Genomic DNA, 20,626 nt, shown 5'->3' with positions numbered 1-20,626 from the left:
CTACCATTTTATTTTTTCATGACTTAGACCATTTCACTTTAGCATTTCGCATTTAAAAAGTCTAATATGCCGGTTAGATTAAATATTTCTTAATTGCGGACTCTTTAAACTTCCATATTATTTCTTGACCTTAACATTATTTACCTTTAATTTAAGGTATAAAAACATGTTTAAAAATTTTATACTTAATATATATTCTTAAAGGAGATGAAAAATTGAACTCGAACTCTAAATTAGTTTCGAAATTGCTGCCGTTCCTTACGGCTCTCATTGTGATAATTGCTGGAATCAGTTGGTATGTTGTTACTCAGTCAAAGGAAATGGTCATTCCCTTTTCTTCGGTAGAAAAGACGATTAAAGCCCAAAATGGAGCCCTTGTCACCATTGAAGAAAAGAGAAATGGCACTCTTCACATCACCACACCGGATGGAGAATACGTTTCCAGTATTCCTCCCAACAGTCAAATGATCAATAAACTTGTCGAAACTTATAACGTTCAATATTCTTTTTCATCAACTAATAAATCAGCAATATGGATTTTAGGCGGATTAATGGCGGCTCTCGTCACAACCGGTGTCATTATACAGAAAAAATCAAAGGGCGGATTGCGGATCGGCAGCAAAAAACAAAGCCTTTCCACCCCAAAACCCCTGCCGGAGATAACTTTGGATGATGTAGGCGGTTTGCAATCCGAAATCAAACAGGAAATCCTTCAGACACTTACTACACTAAAGGAACCTGAACGTTCAGCTAAAATTGGAATTAAGCCGCCTCAAGGCATTTTATTATATGGCCCTCCTGGAACGGGAAAAACGCTGCTTGCACAGGCAATTGCAAAAGAGCTTGGTGCAAACTTCTTCTCAACGAGCGGTTCAGCCTTCAACGAAATGTTTGTTGGAGTAGGTGCAGCCCGTGTCCGCAGCCTTTTCCAAAATGCACGTAAGCAATCGCCAGCTGTCATTTTCATCGATGAAGTGGACGCGTTGGCTGGTAAAAGGAAAGCCCATGGCGGGGAAGAAGGCGAAAAAACGTTAACTGAACTGCTTGTGCAATTAGATGGTGGCCATCCAAATGAAGGCATTTTATTCATTGCAGCGACCAACCGGAAAGATATGCTCGATGAGGCATTTCTACGTCCGGGCAGGATCGATTTCTCTTTCCAAGTCCCACTTCCAGATACACAAGGAAGAAAGGAAATCATCGATATCCATACGAAGGGAAAGCGTCTAGCGACAGATGTCCTGGCTTCCCTGGATGAGTTGGCTGAAAGTACATCCGGTTTCTCCGGCGCTGACTTAAGCTCCCTGTTCGATACTGCCTCACGTCATGCCCTGAGGAATGAACAGGATATGATTCGTAAACAGGATCTTGATTACGCCATTGACCGAACGATACTTGGAGCGACATCACGTACCTTGAATGATGCGGATACGAAGCGGCGTGTGGCCATTCATGAAAGTGGACATGCCCTGATTGCAGCTTTGACAAAGCCGGGTTCCGTTCGAAAGGCGACCATCATTCCGCGTGGGGAAGCCCTTGGATATGTAGCGCCGATACCAAAAGAACTCCATCTGGCAACAGCCAGTGAATTGCTTGATCAAGTCAAAATGATCTTAGCAGGCGGCGTGGCGGAAAGAATGTATTTAGGAGAACATAGCATCGGTGTAGGCGGAGATGTACAGCAGGCGAAACATCTACTGGAACAAATGGTCGATACCGGAATGCTTCAAGATGGATTTACCCTCACCTTTAATAAAGGTGAGAAGGAGCAAAAGATGCAGGAATTATTCACGAAAGCGATTCAAGAAACGGAATTGCTGATTGACTCGAATCGCTTACAGTATGAAGAGCTCGTTGAAGAGCTATTGAAAAAAGAGACACTAGAGGGTTCAGAAGTTCAGCGTATCGTCGATGCATCGGAAATAACCGGCATTTGCTCGAATGCTTAACGTGTTTAAAAGACTAATGTAATGTTTAGAGCCTGTTCGAATCGAACAGGCTCTTTTTTATATATGGTAGTGAGCCGCAAATCCAATCTTTAATTAATATTTTATGTAGGCAGTCCCTTTACTGCTAGAAAAAATGAGAGGGAGGTCACTGGCAAATCACAGTTATCCGCTTCTGACCTGGTTTTACATTAAGGGATTTAGCCAATATTCTGTTTCGGTATCTTGGCCTTAAAATAAAATCATCCTTGTGCAAACACATCGCAGATAATAGGGCTATGACGAGCAAAGCCACAGAACCGAGGAGAGCAAATTGATAGGATGTTAAATTACATGCTGCTCCCCATTCGTTCCCATCGAGCTAATGCCCACTGCCCCCAGAATGCTGGCTAGGATGCCGACAATGCTAATCAATGTATAAATGATGATTGTACCAAGCAGCCCTATCCGGATTACCTGATTTCTGAGATCAGCTGGATCTTCTTTCAAAGAAAAAAACTGCAGGCAAACTCGCTTTTCATCGAGTTTGACTGCAGTCTAAAAAGGGATGTCGACAATGTCGACATCCCTTTTTTAACACGTTTTATAGTTTTTCCAACTGGATGATATCTGGTGCATTTTGCTTCTGGATCCCTGGCTTTTGCAATTTCACTGCCGTTCCTTCTGGTAAGTTAGTGAATATAATAGGAGTGACCGTTGATGGTGCATTCCGTTTTATGAAATCTAAATCAATTTCCAAAAGAGGTGTTCCTTTTGTTATTCTTTGACCTTCTTGCACAAGGGATGTGAACCCTTCTCCATTTAACTTAACTGTATCTAAGCCAACATGGATCAGAATTTCCAGACCATTATCCATTTTCAATCCCAGTGCATGATTTGTCGGAAAGATACTTAGAACTTCCCCATCGATTGGGGATACTAGTTTTCCTTTGGCTGGCTCGATAGCAAAGCCATCCCCCATCATTTTCATCGCAAACACTTGATCGGGAACTTGTTCTATCGGTAAAACGGTTCCTTCAATTGGAAGGACAAAGTCAATTGCACCCAAAGCTTGGTTTTCTTCCATTCCATCCTCTGCCACTTGTGCAGATGGACTTGTTTTCACTTTGCTTGGGTCGACGCCATTCTTGACAAGTTGTTTCATTGCATTTGCAACGAATTCAACATTCGTTCCAACAATGACCTGCACACTCGATTTGTTCAACTTCATGACACCGCGCGCACCATGCCTTTTTAAGGCTGCTTCATTCACATTTCCTGAATCGGCCACTTGTAAACGCAAGCGCGTTGCACAGTTATCAATTAGCATTATATTCTCTTTACCGCCAAGATCTTGAATGAAAAGCGATCCCATATCGGTATATTTATCCCCTGTTTTCACAATGGTTTCTTCTTCCACAACTTCCTCATCATCTTCACGGCCAGGTGTTTTTAAATCCATGATTTTGATGACAAAATAGAAAATCACGAAGTAAACTGCCGCGTATACCAATCCAATCGGGATTAACCATAGCGGTTTTTGCGCTATACCAAAGTTCAAGAAATAATCAATGGCTCCTGCGGAGAATCCAAACCCATGATGGATATCCAATATAACAGCTAGCGCCAGAGAGACCCCGGTTAAAAGGGCATGTATTACATATAACACCGGTGCGATGAACATGAACAGAAATTCAATCGGTTCAGTGATTCCTGTTAGGAAAGAAGTGAAAGCCAACCCAACAAGCATCCCTGTCACCAATTTACGTTTCTCTTTTTTAGCAGCTGCAATCATGGCTAATGCTGCAGCTGGAAGGCCGAACATCATGATCGGGAAAAAGCCGGTCATGAAGGGCCCAGCAGTCGGGTCCCCTGCGAAGAAACGATTTATATCACCTGTCGCTCCATTGTATTCACCAAAAACGAACCAAACCATACTATTCAAGACATGATGCAATCCTACTGGAAGCAATAAGCGATTCAATACGCCGAATACGCCGGCACCCAAGGCCCCTGCACCCGTAATCCAGTCTCCAACACTATTGATTACATCTTGAATCGGCGGCCAAACAAAACCGAATATTCCCGCAAGTATAATCATCGCAAGCGAAGTGATGATCGGGACGAATCGTTTCCCTGAAAAGAATCCAAGCCATTCAGGGAGTCTTATGTCAGAGTATCTATTATATAGAAGAGCTGCAACTATACCTGATATAATACCGCCTAATACAGCCATGTTGATATCTTTATTAATCGCTTGTGTACCATTCGTTAATACAAAGTAACCAACAAGACCCGCTAATGCCGCAGCACCGCTGCCATCTTTGGATAATCCAATCGCTATACCTAAAGCGAACAATATGGCAAGATTATCAAAAATCGCTTGTCCCGAGGCAGCCACGAATGGAATATTAAGTAAATCCGGTTGCCCTAAACGAAGCAATAAAGCCGCTGCCGGCAAAACAGCAATCGGTAACATCAAAGCTTTCCCAATCTTTTGTAAAAAATTTAACATCGAACTCATCTCCCTTGTTCCTAACTTCTTTTAATTCAGCAGAACGAAAAGACGTATAAAGCGTTTTCATTTTATCAATATAATAACTTTTCTTTGGCTTATACTAGCACAGAAAATATATAGATGTCTATACCAATTCACTTGAAAGTATACTATATTCTTCGAAAATAAAGCAAAAATATCTTTTTTATCCGGTTCCCTCTCAACTGGTCTAGACAACCTTTAATAAAAACGATAAAATGAGGGCAAAATATATGAAACCATTTCATGACTCATTCATTAAGTTTTACTTTCATAAAGGAGATTATGTATGAAAACATTCATTATTAATAATCTAATAGTTCATAGCGAAAAGGAAACATACAAAAATGGGTACATTAAAGTCGTGGATGGAAAAATTGCCGAAGTTGGTCCAGTCAGCCAATACAAACAGGACGATGATGCCAAGGTAATTACTCTTTCACCGGATTATCAGGTAATTCCCGGTGCGATCGACATTCATATTCATGGGGCATCCAATTCCGATGCAATGGATGCCACACATGAAGCATTATCCACAATGGCAGAGACCCTTCCCAAAGAAGGAACCACCAGCTTTCTGGCCACAACAATGACCCAATCTACCCAAGCTATTGAATCAGCGCTTCTTAATGCTGGTAAATATATCGAAAATCAAACTCAGGAACACGCTGAAATAGTTGGGATCCATTTAGAAGGTCCTTTCATTTCACCTGCCCGTAAAGGAGCACAGCCTGAGGAGTATATCGTTGATCCTGATGTCACTCTATTTAAAAAGTGGCAGGAAATGGCCGAAAATCAAATCAAGCTTGTAACGCTTGCTCCTGAACAACCAAATGGATTAGATCTTGCCGCTCACTTAAGAGGGACTGGCGTCGTGGCCTCCATCGGCCATTCAGATGCAACATTTAACCAAATAGATGAAGCAATCCAGGCAGGTACTACCCACGTTACACATCTTTATAATGGGATGCGTGGACTCCATCACCGCGAACCTGGTGTTTTGGGAGCTGCTTATCTTCGAGACGAGCTATATGTTGAACTTATTGCTGACGGCATTCACTGCAGGCCGGAAATGGTAAAACTGGCATATAACCAAATAACCAGTGAACGCATGATCTTGATAACGGACTCGCTGCGTGCCAAATGGCTTGAAAAGGGTACCTATGATTTAGGTGGTCAGCCTGTTAATGTTGACGAAACGAGAGCAACGCTTTCAGACGGTACACTGGCCGGCAGTATATTGAAAATGAACGATGCCATCAAAAATACATTGGAATATACCGACTGTTCCATGACCGACATTATAAAAATGACGGCAGAAAACCCTGCCAAACAGCTTCGGATATTTGATAGAAAAGGGAGCATCCAGGTCGGTAAAGACGCGGATCTTGTAATTTTGAATGACCGCTTGGACGTTGAAATGACGTTTTGCAGAGGAAATTTAGCTTTTAAAAAGGAGAATGTAAAATGAATATCATACAAGTGCGGGATTACGCAGAAATGAGCCGGACAGCCGCAGAAATAGTGATCGGAAAAGTTAAAGGAAATCCAAATATCAAATTGGGCCTTGCAACGGGCGGTACCCCAAAAGGTATGTATGATAATTTGATTGAAGATCACGGGCGTAATCATACCTCTTACGAAAATGTAACGTCTTTTAATCTTGATGAGTATATCGGCTTAAAACCAAATGATCCAAACAGTTACCATTATTATATGGATGACTCCTTATTCACTCACATCAATATAAATAAAGAGCGTACTCACCTGCCAAATGGGACGGCCGATGACACCAACGGAGAATGTAAACGGTATGACGAAATGATTGATTCCGTAGGAGGAATCGATCTTCAGATACTAGGTATTGGCCAAAATGGCCATATTGGTTTTAATGAACCTGGAACTCCCTTCACATCCGGTACACATGTCGTGACTCTTGAAGATTCAACGCGCCAAGCGAATGCACGTTATTTCAATTCCATAGACGAAGTTCCAACACATGCCGTTACGATGGGCATTTCCACAATCATGAAAAGCAAAGAAATTCTGCTGCTGATTTCTGGTGAAGAAAAAGCCGAAACACTGAAGAAATTGTTACACGGTGACATTTCCGAGGAGTTCCCTGCATCTATCCTAAAAAAACATAATAATGTTACAATTATCGCAGACCAAAAAGCGTTATCCGGAGTGATAATACCTTAAAAGGAGCGAAAGTCGATGATTGATAAAAACTCACCTCTTCCGATTTATTTTCAAATCGAAGAACAAATAAAAAGACAAATAGAAAACGGTGAGTTCCAAGCGCACGATGCCCTTCCATCTGAACGTGAATATGCCGAGCAATTCGAAATTAGCCGGATGACCGTCCGGCAAGCCATAAATAATTTGGTGAATGACCGATACTTATACCGTCAAAAAGGAAGGGGAACCTTTGTCGCCGATAAGAAATTGGAGCAGCAGCTCAATGGGCTGACCAGCTTCACCGAGGACATGAAAGCCAGGGGATTAAAACCAAGCAGTAAGCTGCTGAGCTTTGAAATCATTCCGGCTGATAAGAAAATTGCCAGTGAATTGCACATTTCCCTTTATGCTCCCGTATATGAAATAAAACGCATTCGGTTGGCTGATGATGTTCCAATGGCATTAGAGACTGTGTACATGTCCGCCAATTTAATTAAAGGATTGACGGAAGAAATCATTAACCTTTCCCTTTACCAATATGTAGAGAATTACGTTAAACTAAAAATAGATTATGCTACACAAACGTTGGAATCATCGATTGCTTCTGAATTGGAAGTCACCCATTTAGCGATTCCAAAGCACTCACCCATATTATTCATTAAAAGGCATACTTTCCTAATAGACGGAACTCCCCTTGAATATGTTAAATCGGCTTATCGTGCGGACAGGTATAAGTTCACGATAACCATAAGCAGATAAAATTGAATATTTTCATCACTATAGTCTTTTAATTGCGATAGGTAATCGGAGGGGTCACATATATGAACTCATACTTTGAAGAAGTGCAGGCTTTACTCTCAATTGTGGGAGAACAGGAAAAGCAATCAATTAAGGAATCTGTGGAACATATCTCAAAAGCAGTGATGTCAGATGGAATCATCCATCTATTCGGAAGCGGACACTCTCACATTTTGACCGAAGAGGTATTCTACCGGGCGGGTGGGTTAGCCGCAATTCGTCCCATTTTCGTTGAAGATTTGATGCTTTTCAAGGGAGCTTCAAGGTCATCCCAACTTGAACGGCAAAATGGCCTATCAGAGAAATTCATGCATGATGAGGATATCCGTCCTGGTGATGTCTGTATCGTCATTTCATCATCCGGCGTAAATCCCGTTCCAATAGATGTCGCCATTATCGCAAAAGAAAAAGGGGCCTTCGTCATTGGACTAACATCACCGGAGTATGCAAAAAGTTGTTCTTCACGGCATAAACAGAAGCATCATCTCCATGATGTCGTTGATTTGGTCATAGACAATCATATTGCCAAAGGTGACACATTACTGAAATCAAACAATATATCTTTTGGTTCCGGATCGACCGTGATCGGGGCCGTTCTCCTCAATATGGTTTTCACGCAAGTCATCCAAACGATTATTGAATCTGGGGAAACCCCTCCCGTATTCCTAAGCAGTAATATCGAAGGGGCAGATGAACACAATCAAAAGATCATCGCGAAATATAAAACAAGAATCCCCCAATTATGATTCGATTTAGCCAAAAAGGAATACATAAGCTTTTATGTTCCTCATAAAGCGGTCATGATGAAATATTAAAGAAGGCATCCATGCGGATGCCTTCTTTAATTTAAGGGGTACTCCCCATTATTCCTTATTTTTTAAAAATGGCCACCAATTCGCGTTTCCAAACGTTGCAACCATAACCGGTATAAACAATGGCAATATGACAAACGCATATAAAGCAAGCCCCACCAATATTAAAGTGGCTATCTCCAAAAGCGATAAAACTCCTGCTGGCATCATGGCAGCAAAGGTTCCCCCCAGAATGACAGCCGCCGAGATGATCACCGTTCCCATTTTTCTCATTGACAGTAACATCGCTTCCTTGACCGGCTTATCTTTCCACTCGTTAAAGCGATCCATCAAGAAAATGCTATAGTCAATGCCAAGAGCAATCAAGATGACGAATGCAAAGAAAGGAACTGCCCAGCCGATGCCAGCATAACCGAGAATATTAACAAAAATCAACTCTGTAATGGCTGCCGCTGTATAATAAGTCAAAACGAGCGACACAATCAAATAGACCGGCATGACCAGGGATCGCAGCATGAAAAAGAGAATGATTGCAATACCCGAAAGCATCAAAACGACAGTCCTTGAGAAATCCTCCTCAGACATCATGCCCAAGTCATGATGTGTACTTGTGATTCCCCCTATCGTCACCTGTGCGTTTTCAAGCTTTGTATCTTTCGTTACTCTTTCAACGGTTGCCTCAATAGAATCGATTTGCTCGATTGCTTCATTGGAATATGGATTCGCCTTGAATACCACATCCATGGTCATGATTTTACCATCTTCAGATAAATACGCGTTCAATGCTTCCCCGAATTCTTCGCTTTCGACCACTTCTTTGGGAATGTACATGCCTGTTACCGTTTTATCCGTTTTTGCCAGCCCTGATAAATAACCCTGTGCGGACGATAGTCCATCATGGACTTCATTCAGACCATCCGCACTTTCATTTAAGCCATCTGTCAAATCAGTAAGTTGTCCGCCGAGGCTTGAAAAACCATTTAGGAGTTCTTGCTGCCCATTACTTAAGCTGGTAAGGCCTCCTTTAAATCCTGACAGATTATTTATGACTTCCCCCTGACCATTGGCCATGGTACTTAAACCTTTTTGTAAAGTGCCGACACCTGAAATCAGTTGGTTCAGGCCCTCCCCAAGAGAATTTTGACCCTTTACGATCTCTTCCATATTTTCGCTCGCCGTATTCAAACCGCCGGACACTGAAACAAGATTCCTATTGAGCTCTGAAAGGCCTGCTGCCATGGGCTCCAAGCCACCCTGTGCCCCTTGAACTGTTTGCTTGATCGTTTGATAGGACTGATCCGTCTGTAATTCTGGATGAGTGGCTTCCATTTGCTCAAAGGAAGGATTTAAACCTGCAAGGCTTTGTGATACGCCCGTAAGGTTTGTTTGAATTTCTTTATATCGACCTGTGAGCTCGCTTAACCCATTAGCTGATTGTTTGTAGCCTTCGAGTAGCTGTCCGCTTCCGGTAGCGAGCTTCTCCAAGTTTGCCTTGACCTCATTCAATCCGTTTTTTATGTCCCCAGTCCCTGAAGACCCATCGCGAATGCCTGCTTCAATGCTTGTTAACGCCTTCTCCACCTGACCTACGCCGCTCTTTAATTCATTGGTCCCGGATATGAGCCCGCCTATTCCGTCTGTCGCTTGCTTCAATCGCGGTCCTGAATCGGAAAGCTCACTGCCTGCCGTTTTCAATCCATCGCTGATTTGTTTAATGCCTTTATTTCCTTCCCCGATTCCCTTTTCCAAAGTTTCGGCTTGATTGGAGACAAATAAGTCCTTAATGGGTTCACCTGTCGGGCGGGTCATGGATCGAACCATATCGACTTCATCCACCTTGACGATTTCCTGGCTGATTTTTTCAGCAAGTGCGATGTAATCTTCCGAATCCATACGTTCGTCATTTTTTATGACAATCTGTGTTGGCATCGATTGTCCCGGACCGAATTCATCGGAAATGATATTAAATGCCATGATGGAAGGAACATCATCACCCGCTTCTTCAAGGGAGTTATAAGAAATCTTCCCATCATACATAAACAAAAAGGGGACACAGACGATTGCGACGATCATGAGCGCCAATAATGGGCGGTTCAAAGAGAAGTTACCAAGAATTCCCCACAGTTTACTTTCACTATGCGCAAGCTTCCCTTTCGCCGGCCAGAATAGCTTCTTACCAAGAACCGCCATGAAAAATGGAACGATCGTATAAAGGGCGATCATTAAAATGAAAACCCCTATGGCAACGGCCGCCGCAGATTGATAGAGCTTAAAAGTAGAAAAACCGATTGCCGCAAAGCCAATCATTACGGTCAGCCCGCTGAATAAGACAGTCTTACCGGCGGTTCGGTATGTCTCCACGATGGCTTCAGGCAAGGACTCCCGAGACGATAGCTCCTCCTTGAAACGACTAAGAAGCAGGATGCAATAATCAGTCCCGATTCCAAATAAAATACCTACCAGGAATATTTGGGTGTAAGACGAAATCGGAAAGTCCCATTTATCCACCAGGAATGAGACTATGGATTGTGAACATAAATAAGTGAAACCGACAGTTACTAACGGAATGATCGGTGTCACCACTGAACGGAAGACTATCAGCAATACAGCCAGGATGAAGACAACCGTAATGCCTTCAGTTTTCTTCAGCCCCTCTTGGGAATTGGCATTAAGATCTTCATCGATCATCCAGCTGCTTGTATAATAATGCTCGACTTCCACTTGTTCCAACTCTTTATAAAGGGCATCGATCACTTCCTTAGCTTCCCGGTCCCCCTTGACCATCGTGATGGATGTCAAAACCGTTGATTCATTCTCCGAGACCAACTGACCTTTTAGCGAGGGCTCTTTAAAATGGGTCATGACCTCTTTGATGCCAAGCTCCGCTTTATTCTTTTCAAGCTTTTGGATCGCTACCTCGATCTCTTTCAATTCCGAGGAAGATAACTTCTTATCACCATGAAATACGAGAGCCACTTGTGACTCATCCTTATCCTGGATCTCTTTCATTAGCTCATTGGCCATTCCAGAGGAATACTCTGCAGGTACATCCAGCTGGCCCTTATTCCGGACAAGCTCCGCCATATTCGGTGCCGCAAACAATAACCCTGCCGTAATTGCAACCCAAGCGATAATGACCAGCCATCTTCCCTTTATGATTCCCCTCATTTATATTTCCTCCCATTCCTCATTCTTCATTTGAATGAAAATCTGTGAAAGCTTCTCATATGTATCAAGGAATTTAACAATCTCTTCATAATCGAATTTCGTCATGATGCTCTCTACCAATTTATGAATCTTATTTTCCGTTTCCTGTAACAACGCTTCCCCCACTTTGGAAAGCTTCAAGTGAAAGACCCTTCGGTCAACCAGGTCCTGTTCCCGTTCTATCAATCCTTTGCCTTCCAGCCTGTTGATGTTGGACGTGACGGCACTCTTATTAATGTAAAAGGCATCACTGATTTCCGTCGATGTACACAACCGCTGTTGTTGAATGAACCGTAAAGTATAGTATTGTTCGTTCGTCAGCACATCACAAATCTGATCTTTTATTAAAAGCTCCCCCATCTTATTGACATAGAAAGAAACCTTCATATAGCGATCAATCAATCCAGAAACTTTTTCATTAGTCATCGTTGCGCCTCCCAAAAAGTAGTTCAGTCATTTAACTATATGTAGATTACTATTGTTTTATTTATTATGTCAATCCCGTGATAGTTTATTATTTCCAGTTTAACTTATGGTAAATAAGGGAAAACCCAAAATAAGCAAACAATCTACCATTCTAAAGGAGGAAATATAAATGACTCAATCAACTATCGAAACTCAAACGAATAGCAAACTTTTAAAAGGGATTCTAATCGGGGGGCTTGTCGGCGGTGCGTTGACCTTACTTGACTCCAACACAAGAAATAAAGTAAAGCGATCAGCCGTCCTTTTAAAAGACAACTCCATGAATATGATTGAACAGGTGAAGGAAAATCCCGGCGAAATGAAGGAACAGATGGTATCAGGAGTCAAAGGGGCAACGGAGACGATTAAAGAGGCAATCAATGACGTTGAAACATTATATGAAACCGTCAATGAAGACGTGGTAGGTAAAGTATCCGAAGTAAAGGATATCTCCACTGATGCACTTGGTACGGCTAAGGACGCAACAAGTGAATTAAAAGACATCAGTTCAAAGGTGGTCGTTGCCGGTAAACAGCTAAAAGAAACGCCATCACAATCATTGAAATCCGATAATGATAAAGGTGAAAAAGAGAGTGATGAAATCGTTAAAAAATCAGGATTATCCAATCAAAAATCCATTTCATCCAACTTCTAATATATAAAAAAGCTGAGGCATTATGCCTCAGCTTTTTTATCGCTTGTCAATGTTGATATCGCTTCAGGCACTCGCTTTCCGCGGGCGGTCGTGGAGCCTCCTCGACTTCCGCCTTTGGTGTCTCCCCTTGACACGCTTTTCCCGCAGCAGTCTCTTACCTTCCTCTCCTATCAACTCTGTTATAACATTTAGATAGAAGTCTACAAACTGTGGGTCAGTTGGGTCGGGAACATCATTTGATGAAAGGTACATTTTCCGGAACCCTTTTGTTTTTTCATATATCAGTCACTTGATGACCTTAGTTAGAGCCCTCCAATTTATTCGTTATCTCATGGTCCTTTTTCACTTCGGCTAACCAAACGGGATATTCCTCTTGTAATCTTTCGGAAAGAAGCGTTTCTTTAATTACATCTTTACTGTCTTCTAAATTAGCTTTTTTTGCTTCCTTCTTACCGGTTACTTTTATGATATGGTACCCATATTCGGATTTGACTGGATCACTGACTTTATTTATATCAAGATCAAAGGCAACATCTTCAAACTCTTCCACCATATCACCTTTTCCAAAATATCCCATTCCTCCTCCGTTATCCGCCGTTTCAGTATCAGTGGAATATTCAGCTGCCAACTTAGCGAAATCACCGCCTGCTGCAAGCTCTTTCGCAACTTTTTTTGCCGTTTTTTCGTCTTCGACTAAAATATGACTAGCTTCCACTTGTTCCGCTTGAGCAAATGTATCTTTATTATCTTCAAAATACGTACTGATTTCATCGTCCGTCACGGTAATTCTCGGTTCGACCAGTTTTTTCGTTTGCAGGTAAACCACGATGTCCTTTTTTAAGGCATCCATCGAAGAACCGCTTGCTTCCAATTGCTCTTCTAACGACTTTTCATCGCCATAGGACTCAACCATAACATCGATTTCTTTCTGGATTTCTTCATCCTTAATTTTAATTCCTGCTTTTTCCGCTTCCAATTCAACCAATTTATTAGTAATTAACAGGTCTAAAGTATCTGCTCCGTATCCCGCAACAAGTGCGTCATACAGCTCATCCTTATTTATTTTCTCGCCATCGATACTCGCCATTGTCTTATCCGTGGACGAAATCATCGCAAATGCCATGATTCCGGCAATGATTAAAATGCTCCCTGCCCAAATATATGCCTTCGTGCTCCTAAATAGTTTCATGAATACTCTCCCTTAAGTTTTCTATTATGATAGCTTGGAAATATTAATTAATCCTTAAGATTTTAATTCAACCTTCAATATGCACTAACCCAATCATTATACTAACATACTTAAATCCCTACAGATATTTTAGAGTATTCATTCTGCTACAGATTTACATTAAAATTTTGGTTGATCATTACAAAAAAATGTATTATACCGTTATACCAAGTTTTTATATAGGTAACAAAGTGCAATTCGGCTTTACTTGATGAGTTTGGAGCAAATACTCGCGAGTTTCGGGCTTTTACTCGTGAATTTGGAGCAAATACTCGTGAGTTTCAGGCTTTTACTCGTGAGTTTGGAGCAAATACCCGTGAAAGACAGAAACGAAAAAGCATGGTGTACGGAGGGGATTCCTACACCATGCTTTTTTTTCTTTTGTTATTTACGATGCATCTTGAATTCAAGGAAGAGTTCGTTGTAATGGGCCAAGTTTTTCTTCCCAAGGTTTTCGTATACTTCCAGTTTCTTCGTCAGTTCAGGTGATGGATAGAAACGTTCATCCTTCACCACTTCTTCAGGCATATATTTCAGTGCTTCTTTATTGGGTGTCGAGTAACTTACATATTCAGCATTTTGTGCCGCAACTTTCGGGTCCAGCATGAAGTTGATGAACTGGTGAGCCGCATCGACATTTTTCGTTGTTTTTGGGATGACCATATTATCAAACCATAAATTGGACCCCTCTTTTGGAACAACGTATTCCAGATCTTCGTTTTCAGCCATGATTTCAGAAGCAACTCCCGACCAAACAAGGCCAATCGCCGCTTCCTGGGCTTCCAATAGCATGCGGCTTTCATCACCTACTACCGCTTTAATATTCGGAGTGAGGGCATCAAGTTTGGATTTTGCCTCTTGAAGGTGTTCTTCATCTGTATCATTCAATGAATAATTCAAAGAGTTCAGACCCATGCCCATCACTTCTCTAGCCCCATCCGTCAAAAGGATTTCATTTTTTAAATCTTTATCCCATAAATCCGCCCAGGCCGTTATTTCTTTGCCACCGAGCATCTTGGAATTATAAACAATCCCAACCGTTCCCCAGAAATACGGGACAGAATATTTATTCTCCGGATCGAATGGCAGATCGATGAATCGCTCATCGATATTTTTCAAATTCGGAAGCTTGGAATGATCTAAGGGAACCAGCAAGTCTTCTTGCCTCATCTTATCGATCATGTACTCAGACGGTATGGCAATATCATAAGTGGTACCGCCCTGTTCGATTTTAGTCATCATGGCCTCATTCGAATCGAAAGTCTCATAAATGACCTTTATACCTGTTTCTTCTTCAAAACGTTCGATTAGATCCGTATCGATGTAATCGCCCCAATTATAGATGGTAAGCGTATTGCTGCTCGTAAATCCCTGCGATGAATTCAAACTTGAAATTGCATATAGCAGCAAAGCGGATACGAGGGAAATGAGCAAAAACATTTGGAGAAGCCTTTTCATCGTTTCCCCCCCATTCCCGTTTGCCTAACACGTTGAGTTATAAAGTAATATACGACAACCAACAGCAGTGTCACGACGAACAGAAGTGTCGATAGTGCATTGATATTCAATGAAATTCCACGTCGGGCCAATGAATAGATTTCCACAGAGAGAGTGGAGAAACCATTACCGGTCACAAAGAACGTAACCGCAAAATCATCAAGTGAATAAGTCAATGCCATAAAAAAACCAGCAAAGATACCTGGTAAGATGTATGGAAGGATGACCTTCGTCAATACATCCCACCGGCTTGCTCCTAAATCCCGGGCCGCATCAATTAAAGTAGGGCTCATTTCCTGAAGTTTCGGAAGTACCAGCAGCACAACGATCGGGATACTGAATGCGATATGCGACAACAGTACCGAGTAGAATCCTAGCTTGATCCCGGCCATCGTGAATAAAATCAGGAAGGAAGCACCGATGATCACATCGGGACTGACAATCAATACATTATTCAATGACAATACCGTATTCTTAGCTTTACTGCTCGTAAAGGACCGAATTCCAATTGCCCCTATCACCCCGATGATCGTTGCTATCAGTGCAGATAATAAAGCAATCACAAGTGTATTCAATACAATGATCAACAGCCTCGTATCTTGGAACAGCTCCTTGTACCACTCCATCGTGAACCCTTTAAAGTCATACATCGTTCCACCGCTGTTAAAAGAGTAAAAGACTAAAAAGAAAATCGGTGCATAGAGAATGAGAAAAATCAAAACGAGAAACGCTTTTGATATTGGTGATAATTTATTGCCCAATTTACACACCCTGCTTTCGGTTACCCGTTACAAACATAATCAGGAACATTATAATAATCAGAAATACCGCGATTGTGGAACCCATTCCCCAATCCTGTGTTACAAGGAAGTGCTGCTCGATAGCGGTACCAAGTGTAATGACTCGGTTACCGGCAATCAGTCTTGTAAGCATGAACAATGAAAGTGCCGGGATGAAGACTACCTGGCATCCCGTCTTTACACCATCTAACGTCAATGGAAAAATGACACGGCGGAATGTCATCCATCGGGACGCTCCCAAGTCATTGGCCGCATCCAATAGGGTTGGATTCATTTCATCAAGCGCATTGAATATCGGTAAAATCATAAACGGGATGAAAATATAAACCGAAACGAATATGAAGCTGAAATCCGTAAAGAGAATCTGCTGCTTTCCGATTCCTACCGCCTCCAGGAAACCATTCGCCACACCATATGTGCCAAAAATACCAATGAAGGCATAAGCCTTCAAAAGTAAATTAATCCAGGAAGGCACGATAATCAGCAAAAGCCACAACTGCTTATGCTTGGTTTTCGTTAACAAATAGGCTGTCGGGTAAGCGACTAAAAGGGATATTCCCGTAATCAGGAAAGCATACCAAAATGAGCTTAATGTCATTTTTAAATATACTGGCGTAAAGAACTTTTGATAGTTAATCAAGGATAGATTGCCTTCAATGTCAAAGAAGGAATAGTAAAGGATCAATAAAATGGGGGCAATCACGAATAAAGCAATCCATAAGACATAGGGTATGAAGTAAATATTCCGGGATATTTTATTCTTCATGACTTTCCCCATCGTGATACGCTTCCAGACGCTTATCGAACTCTTCTTCAGTTTCACCCAATCGCATGACATGAATCGATTCCGGATCGAAATATAGCCCTATTTCATCTCCTACTGTCACTTTTTTCGTTGATTGGACAAGCCATTCATTACCATCATGGTCATAACAGCTGATTTCATAATGAACACCGCGAAATAGCTGGGAGTCCACCCGAACTTGCAGTTTCCCGCGATCGACCGAAGTAATCTCTAAATCTTCCGGGCGGATGACAATATCGACAGCTTCATTACTGTTCAATCCTTGGTCGACACATTCAAACTGTCTGCCTACGAATTCCACGAGGTAATCTTCAATCATTTTTCCTTTTACAATATTGGACTCACCGATGAAATCGGCAACGAATCGATTCAGCGGTTCATCATAAATATCCGTAGGGGTCCCGCTTTGCTGAATTTTCCCTTTGTTAAGGACAAAAATTTCATCTGACATCGCTAATGCTTCCTCTTGATCATGAGTGACGAAGATAAACGTGATTCCAAGCCTCTGTTGCAGCTCCCGCAATTCATATTGCATTTCTGTACGCAGTTTCAGATCGAGGGCAGATAGCGGTTCATCCAGCAGAATGACTTCAGGTTCATTAACAATAGCCCTGGCAATGGCTACCCGTTGCCGCTGACCGCCGGACATTTCCCTGATCTCCCGTTTTTCATAACCCTCCAAATTAACAAAGCTGAGTGCTTCCTTCACCTTGATTTCCACTTCAGAATTCTTCATTTTTTTGATCCGAAGACCAAATGCTACATTTTCAAACACATTTAAATGCGGAAAAAGTGCATAATCTTGAAAAACCGTATTCACTTGCCTTTTATTGGCTGGTACATCATTGATCTTTTTTCCTTCAAAATAAATATCACCTTTGGAAGCTTCCGTAAAGCCGGCAATCAAACGAAGGATCGTGGTCTTCCCACATCCGGAAGGACCCAATAGCGTATAGAACTTCCCTCTCTCGATTTCAAAACTAACATTATCGAGAACCACCGTTTCATCATCAAATTGCTTCGTAACCTGATCGAAGCGTATTATATTCCCATTTGCCATAGCTTCTTCCCTCTCTCCATTACCTTACTCATCAATCATCAACGATTGGTTTGTTTTGAATTCTATAAGTAGGATTCCGTCACCACGAGTAATAACTCGGACGCTCCTTCAAAATCATTGATGATTTGATGTTCATCTGAAGCATGAAAATAAATCGATTCCCCTGCCTTGACGAAATACGTATGTGTACCTAGCTTTACAATGACTCTTCCGCTTAATACATAACCGAATGTTTCCGACAAGGATGGTTCAAATTGTTTGAACTCCCCTTTTTCCTGGAGAGTCAGACGAATAGGTTCCATTTCCTTTTCATTCGATTCAGGCACGAGCCACTGAATTTGGTATCCCCGTTCTTCATCGATGAAAAATGTTTGTGCTTCTTCTTCATACACTACTTTTTGGACTTGATCCTCATCATCGAAGAACTGCTTCGGCTTGCAGCCGAGTACTTCTAAAATATTGAACAGAGTTTCAATTGAAGGGGAACTAAGATCCCTTTCCAACTGTGAAATATATCCTTTGCTTAAATCGGTTCTTTCGCCCAATTCTTCCTGGGTCAAACCTTTTTTCAAGCGAAGGTTCTTTATTTTTTTCCCAATTTGCATTCCATAACCCTCAATCAGTTTACTTATAGTAAACCCAAAGTAGATAAAGTTTTATATAGGTAAACTTTCAGTTTAGTTTTACGAATATCATTATACAGGAAATGCCGGAAACTTCAAACGGAATTTCCATCATTCGTTAAAAAAGGACTGCCCTGACAGTCTAGTTTGCAGACAAACCCAAAGAAAATTATCTATAGTTTTTTTGAGTGATTGTTGAATTGGAACATTGATTTCCCTCTAGGCACTCGCTTTCCGCGGGCGGGGTTTCCCCTGAACACGTTGTGCTTGTTTTAAAATTAAAGATACTTTCTAACATGATTTTATTTCCGCGAAATCGACTTGAAATGATTACTGTAAATCAATAGGTGCGATGAGTAACAATGTTGAAGTCGGCACGATTGTAACCAAGTATGATAATAATATCCTAGCGCCTCTATTGGAAAACGTGATTGAAAGAGGACACCCAACGAATTTGCGTTTTTTTATAGTACGATGTGCAGAAAGAAAAAGTGGGTTAATACGTCACATTCGAAGTATACGGGGAAGAATCATGAGAGGTAACTATATACCTGCTACATTTCCAATAGTAAAAGGACCGCCACCTGGCAGTCCCCCTTTTATAACTTCAGACATATCTCTTCCGCTTTCTTTTCCCCATCAGCAATACAGTCCGGGATTCCGACACCATTGTATGAACAGCCCGCAAGTAGTACATTCGGATAATTCTCGGAAATTTTCGCCTCCAGTGATTGAACGATTTGAGGATGTTTAATATGGTAGTTCGGCATATTTTCATGCCATTTCGTCACTTCACTCGTAATTGGATTCCCAGAAATGCTTAGACTGTTCTTAATGTCGCGTAAAGCCACAGAGATCAATTCCTGGTTTGTAAGTGACTGTAATCGTTCATAGTCCGGACTAGAGCTTTTATAAAAAAGCCTTACCAAAAGTTGACTGTTTTCAGAAGTATGCTCCCATTTCCGGCTTGTCCAGGTACATGCATTACAGATCAAATCACTATTATCACCTGCAATGAAACCTGTCCCGTCTTTAGGAAGCATGCTGTCCGGAATATCGAATCCAAGATAAACGCTAATCATCGAACTATTGATCAAGCCGTCGAAGTCCTCATCCAGCTCCCGATCACCCAATAATTTCTGGGCAATTGTATGCGGTGTACTCAATACGATAAAGTCCGTTTCCAGCGTTTCACCGTTTGCCAATGAAATGATGTACCCCTCATCATTTCTTCCGATTTTATCTACACTGACCCCTTTTAAAATCTCGACGATATCGAGCCTTTCCTCTATTCGTTCAACCAATGTTGATAAGCCATTTTTAAACGAAAGGAACTTCTTATTTCCCTTGCTTTTGTATTTCTGCTTATTTTCCGATAGTCCTCGTATTATGCTGCCATATTGATTTTTATAATCCAGCATCTCTGGCAGTGTTTTGGCAATGGTCAATTCATTTAACTTTCCTGAGTAAACACCTGATAGGACAGGCGATATCTGCTTTTGCACCAATTCCTTGCCTAAGAAGCTTTCAAGAAATAAACCGATGGAGTCATTCTTCGTAAATGTCTCATTCTTTGTGTAGAAATCCTTTAAGGCGTCGACCTTCCCTTGGGCGGAAACCAGATCACTTTTCGCCAGCGACTCCAGACTCATTGGTATTCCGAATAGGGCATCTTCAGGGATTCCCTTTAGCATCCCATCTGTATGGATGAATGATTTTCCCGTCGCATTATAGACGACTTGATCCTCCAGGTTCAATTCTTTAAGAAATGGTTGGATATTCTGTTTCCTTGCGACGATCGAATCGGCACCCGCTTCAATTTTAAAAGGGCCATCGTGCACAGTCCTTATTTTACCGCCTAATTCCTCATTTCCTTCTATTAATATTAATCGTACGGAGAGACTCCTCGCTTTAACTGTTTTTTGTAAATGATACATGGTTGATAATCCGGTAATGCCTCCACCTACGACTACGACTGTTTTCATTAGGACTACACCTCGATTAACGAATTTTGCAATAAGTAAAGTGTACCAT

Annotated in this window: 17 protein-coding genes; 6 read left to right on the top strand and 11 right to left on the bottom strand. The window is 41.6% G+C overall.

The genetic code is table 11. The features are described from left to right. Nucleotides 1-215 precede the first annotated feature (215 nt). Nucleotides 216-1,949 (top strand): AAA family ATPase, encoded by a 1,734-nt coding sequence (locus ACIQYG_RS22810; protein ID WP_402842843.1) that lies wholly within the window; start codon nucleotides 216-218, stop codon nucleotides 1,947-1,949. A gap of 321 nt (nucleotides 1,950-2,270) precedes the next feature. Here ACIQYG_RS22810 and ACIQYG_RS22805 read toward each other — a convergent pair whose 3' ends face one another. Continuing rightward, nucleotides 2,271-2,435, bottom strand: a complete 165-nt coding sequence (locus ACIQYG_RS22805) for a hypothetical protein (protein ID WP_402842841.1) — start codon at nucleotides 2,433-2,435, stop codon at nucleotides 2,271-2,273. 94 nt (nucleotides 2,436-2,529) lie between these two features. Then, a complete protein-coding gene (gene nagE / locus ACIQYG_RS22800) occupies nucleotides 2,530-4,440 on the bottom strand; it encodes an N-acetylglucosamine-specific PTS transporter subunit IIBC (RefSeq protein ID WP_402842838.1) in 1,911 nt (636 codons plus the stop codon). Between the two features lie 310 nt (nucleotides 4,441-4,750). Between nagE and nagA the strand changes: the two genes are divergently transcribed. From nagA to ACIQYG_RS22780, 4 genes are all read left to right on the top strand, one after another. Further along, entirely contained in the window at nucleotides 4,751-5,932 is a 1,182-nt protein-coding gene (gene nagA / locus ACIQYG_RS22795; RefSeq protein ID WP_402842835.1) for an N-acetylglucosamine-6-phosphate deacetylase, read from the top strand. Continuing rightward, nucleotides 5,929-6,663, top strand: a complete 735-nt coding sequence (gene nagB, locus ACIQYG_RS22790) for a glucosamine-6-phosphate deaminase (protein ID WP_402842833.1) — start codon at nucleotides 5,929-5,931, stop codon at nucleotides 6,661-6,663. Before nagA ends, nagB begins: the two co-directional genes overlap by 4 nt. A gap of 15 nt (nucleotides 6,664-6,678) precedes the next feature. Further along, a complete protein-coding gene (locus tag ACIQYG_RS22785; protein WP_402842830.1) occupies nucleotides 6,679-7,401 on the top strand; it encodes a GntR family transcriptional regulator in 723 nt (240 codons plus the stop codon). A 62-nt stretch (nucleotides 7,402-7,463) separates the two neighbouring features. Further along, nucleotides 7,464-8,186: an SIS domain-containing protein gene (locus ACIQYG_RS22780; RefSeq protein ID WP_402842827.1), complete on the top strand. Its 723-nt coding sequence runs from the start codon at nucleotides 7,464-7,466 to the stop codon at nucleotides 8,184-8,186. Nucleotides 8,187-8,303: 117 nt separating this feature from the next. Here the strand turns inward: ACIQYG_RS22780 and ACIQYG_RS22775 are convergent, their stop codons facing one another. Beyond that, nucleotides 8,304-11,420, bottom strand: coding sequence for an MMPL family transporter (locus tag ACIQYG_RS22775; protein ID WP_402842825.1), 3,117 nt, complete (start codon nucleotides 11,418-11,420; stop codon nucleotides 8,304-8,306). Continuing rightward, nucleotides 11,421-11,885 carry a MarR family winged helix-turn-helix transcriptional regulator gene (locus ACIQYG_RS22770; RefSeq protein ID WP_402842822.1) on the bottom strand — a complete coding sequence of 155 codons (465 nt, stop codon included), beginning with the start codon at nucleotides 11,883-11,885 and terminating at the stop codon, nucleotides 11,421-11,423. It lies immediately after the preceding gene. Between the two features lie 169 nt (nucleotides 11,886-12,054). Here ACIQYG_RS22770 and ACIQYG_RS22765 point away from each other — a divergent pair, with 169 nt between their 5' ends. Beyond that, on the top strand, nucleotides 12,055-12,579 hold the full coding sequence (locus ACIQYG_RS22765) for a YtxH domain-containing protein (RefSeq protein ID WP_402842820.1): 525 nt from the start codon (nucleotides 12,055-12,057) through the stop codon (nucleotides 12,577-12,579). 298 nt (nucleotides 12,580-12,877) lie between these two features. Here the strand turns inward: ACIQYG_RS22765 and ACIQYG_RS22760 are convergent, their stop codons facing one another. From ACIQYG_RS22760 to ACIQYG_RS22730, 7 genes are all read right to left on the bottom strand, one after another. Continuing rightward, nucleotides 12,878-13,768 (bottom strand): peptidylprolyl isomerase, encoded by an 891-nt coding sequence (locus ACIQYG_RS22760; RefSeq protein ID WP_402842817.1) that lies wholly within the window; start codon nucleotides 13,766-13,768, stop codon nucleotides 12,878-12,880. Nucleotides 13,769-14,191: 423 nt separating this feature from the next. After that, nucleotides 14,192-15,265 (bottom strand): ABC transporter substrate-binding protein, encoded by a 1,074-nt coding sequence (locus tag ACIQYG_RS22755; RefSeq protein WP_402842814.1) that lies wholly within the window; start codon nucleotides 15,263-15,265, stop codon nucleotides 14,192-14,194. Next, the gene (locus ACIQYG_RS22750) at nucleotides 15,262-16,065 is read right to left on the bottom strand and encodes an ABC transporter permease (RefSeq protein WP_034304873.1); all 804 of its coding nucleotides are present in this window, start codon (nucleotides 16,063-16,065) and stop codon (nucleotides 15,262-15,264) included. The genes ACIQYG_RS22755 and ACIQYG_RS22750 overlap by 4 nt, the downstream gene beginning before the upstream one ends. 1 nt (nucleotide 16,066) lies before the next feature. Next, nucleotides 16,067-16,870, bottom strand: coding sequence for an ABC transporter permease (locus ACIQYG_RS22745; protein WP_034305104.1), 804 nt, complete (start codon nucleotides 16,868-16,870; stop codon nucleotides 16,067-16,069). After that, entirely contained in the window at nucleotides 16,860-17,969 is a 1,110-nt protein-coding gene (locus tag ACIQYG_RS22740) for an ABC transporter ATP-binding protein (protein WP_402842810.1), read from the bottom strand. The genes ACIQYG_RS22745 and ACIQYG_RS22740 overlap by 11 nt, the downstream gene beginning before the upstream one ends. Before the next feature lie 62 nt (nucleotides 17,970-18,031). Continuing rightward, a complete protein-coding gene (locus tag ACIQYG_RS22735) occupies nucleotides 18,032-18,574 on the bottom strand; it encodes a helix-turn-helix domain-containing protein (RefSeq protein ID WP_402842808.1) in 543 nt (180 codons plus the stop codon). A gap of 617 nt (nucleotides 18,575-19,191) precedes the next feature. After that, nucleotides 19,192-20,577 (bottom strand): protoporphyrinogen oxidase, encoded by a 1,386-nt coding sequence (locus ACIQYG_RS22730; RefSeq protein WP_402842805.1) that lies wholly within the window; start codon nucleotides 20,575-20,577, stop codon nucleotides 19,192-19,194. Between the last annotated feature and the right edge of the window lie 49 nt (nucleotides 20,578-20,626).

It is taken from the genome of Peribacillus sp. NPDC096622, from assembly GCF_044762665.1.
GTDB classification, from domain to species: Bacteria; Bacillota; Bacilli; order Bacillales; family DSM-1321; genus Peribacillus; species Peribacillus frigoritolerans_B.
This window is presented reverse-complemented; position numbering and strand designations above follow the sequence as displayed.

Bases quoted from the DNA above. Each gene is read 5' to 3' on its own strand.
- ACIQYG_RS22755 (WP_402842814.1), bottom strand. From the start codon at position 15,265: ATGAAAAGGCTTCTCCAAATGTTTTTGCTCATTTCCCTCGTATCCGCT.
- ACIQYG_RS22775 (WP_402842825.1), bottom strand. From the start codon at position 11,420: ATGAGGGGAATCATAAAGGGAAGATGGCTGGTCATTATCGCTTGGGTT.
- ACIQYG_RS22780 (WP_402842827.1), top strand. From the start codon at position 7,464: ATGAACTCATACTTTGAAGAAGTGCAGGCTTTACTCTCAATTGTGGGA.
- ACIQYG_RS22765 (WP_402842820.1), top strand. From the start codon at position 12,055: ATGACTCAATCAACTATCGAAACTCAAACGAATAGCAAACTTTTAAAA.
- ACIQYG_RS22770 (WP_402842822.1), bottom strand. From the start codon at position 11,885: ATGACTAATGAAAAAGTTTCTGGATTGATTGATCGCTATATGAAGGTT.
- ACIQYG_RS22730 (WP_402842805.1), bottom strand. From the start codon at position 20,577: ATGAAAACAGTCGTAGTCGTAGGTGGAGGCATTACCGGATTATCAACC.
- ACIQYG_RS22740 (WP_402842810.1), bottom strand. From the start codon at position 17,969: ATGGCAAATGGGAATATAATACGCTTCGATCAGGTTACGAAGCAATTT.
- ACIQYG_RS22745 (WP_034305104.1), bottom strand. From the start codon at position 16,870: ATGAAGAATAAAATATCCCGGAATATTTACTTCATACCCTATGTCTTA.
- nagB (WP_402842833.1), top strand. From the start codon at position 5,929: ATGAATATCATACAAGTGCGGGATTACGCAGAAATGAGCCGGACAGCC.
- ACIQYG_RS22735 (WP_402842808.1), bottom strand. From the start codon at position 18,574: ATGCAAATTGGGAAAAAAATAAAGAACCTTCGCTTGAAAAAAGGTTTG.
- ACIQYG_RS22785 (WP_402842830.1), top strand. From the start codon at position 6,679: ATGATTGATAAAAACTCACCTCTTCCGATTTATTTTCAAATCGAAGAA.
- nagA (WP_402842835.1), top strand. From the start codon at position 4,751: ATGAAAACATTCATTATTAATAATCTAATAGTTCATAGCGAAAAGGAA.
- ACIQYG_RS22760 (WP_402842817.1), bottom strand. From the start codon at position 13,768: ATGAAACTATTTAGGAGCACGAAGGCATATATTTGGGCAGGGAGCATT.
- nagE (WP_402842838.1), bottom strand. From the start codon at position 4,440: ATGTTAAATTTTTTACAAAAGATTGGGAAAGCTTTGATGTTACCGATT.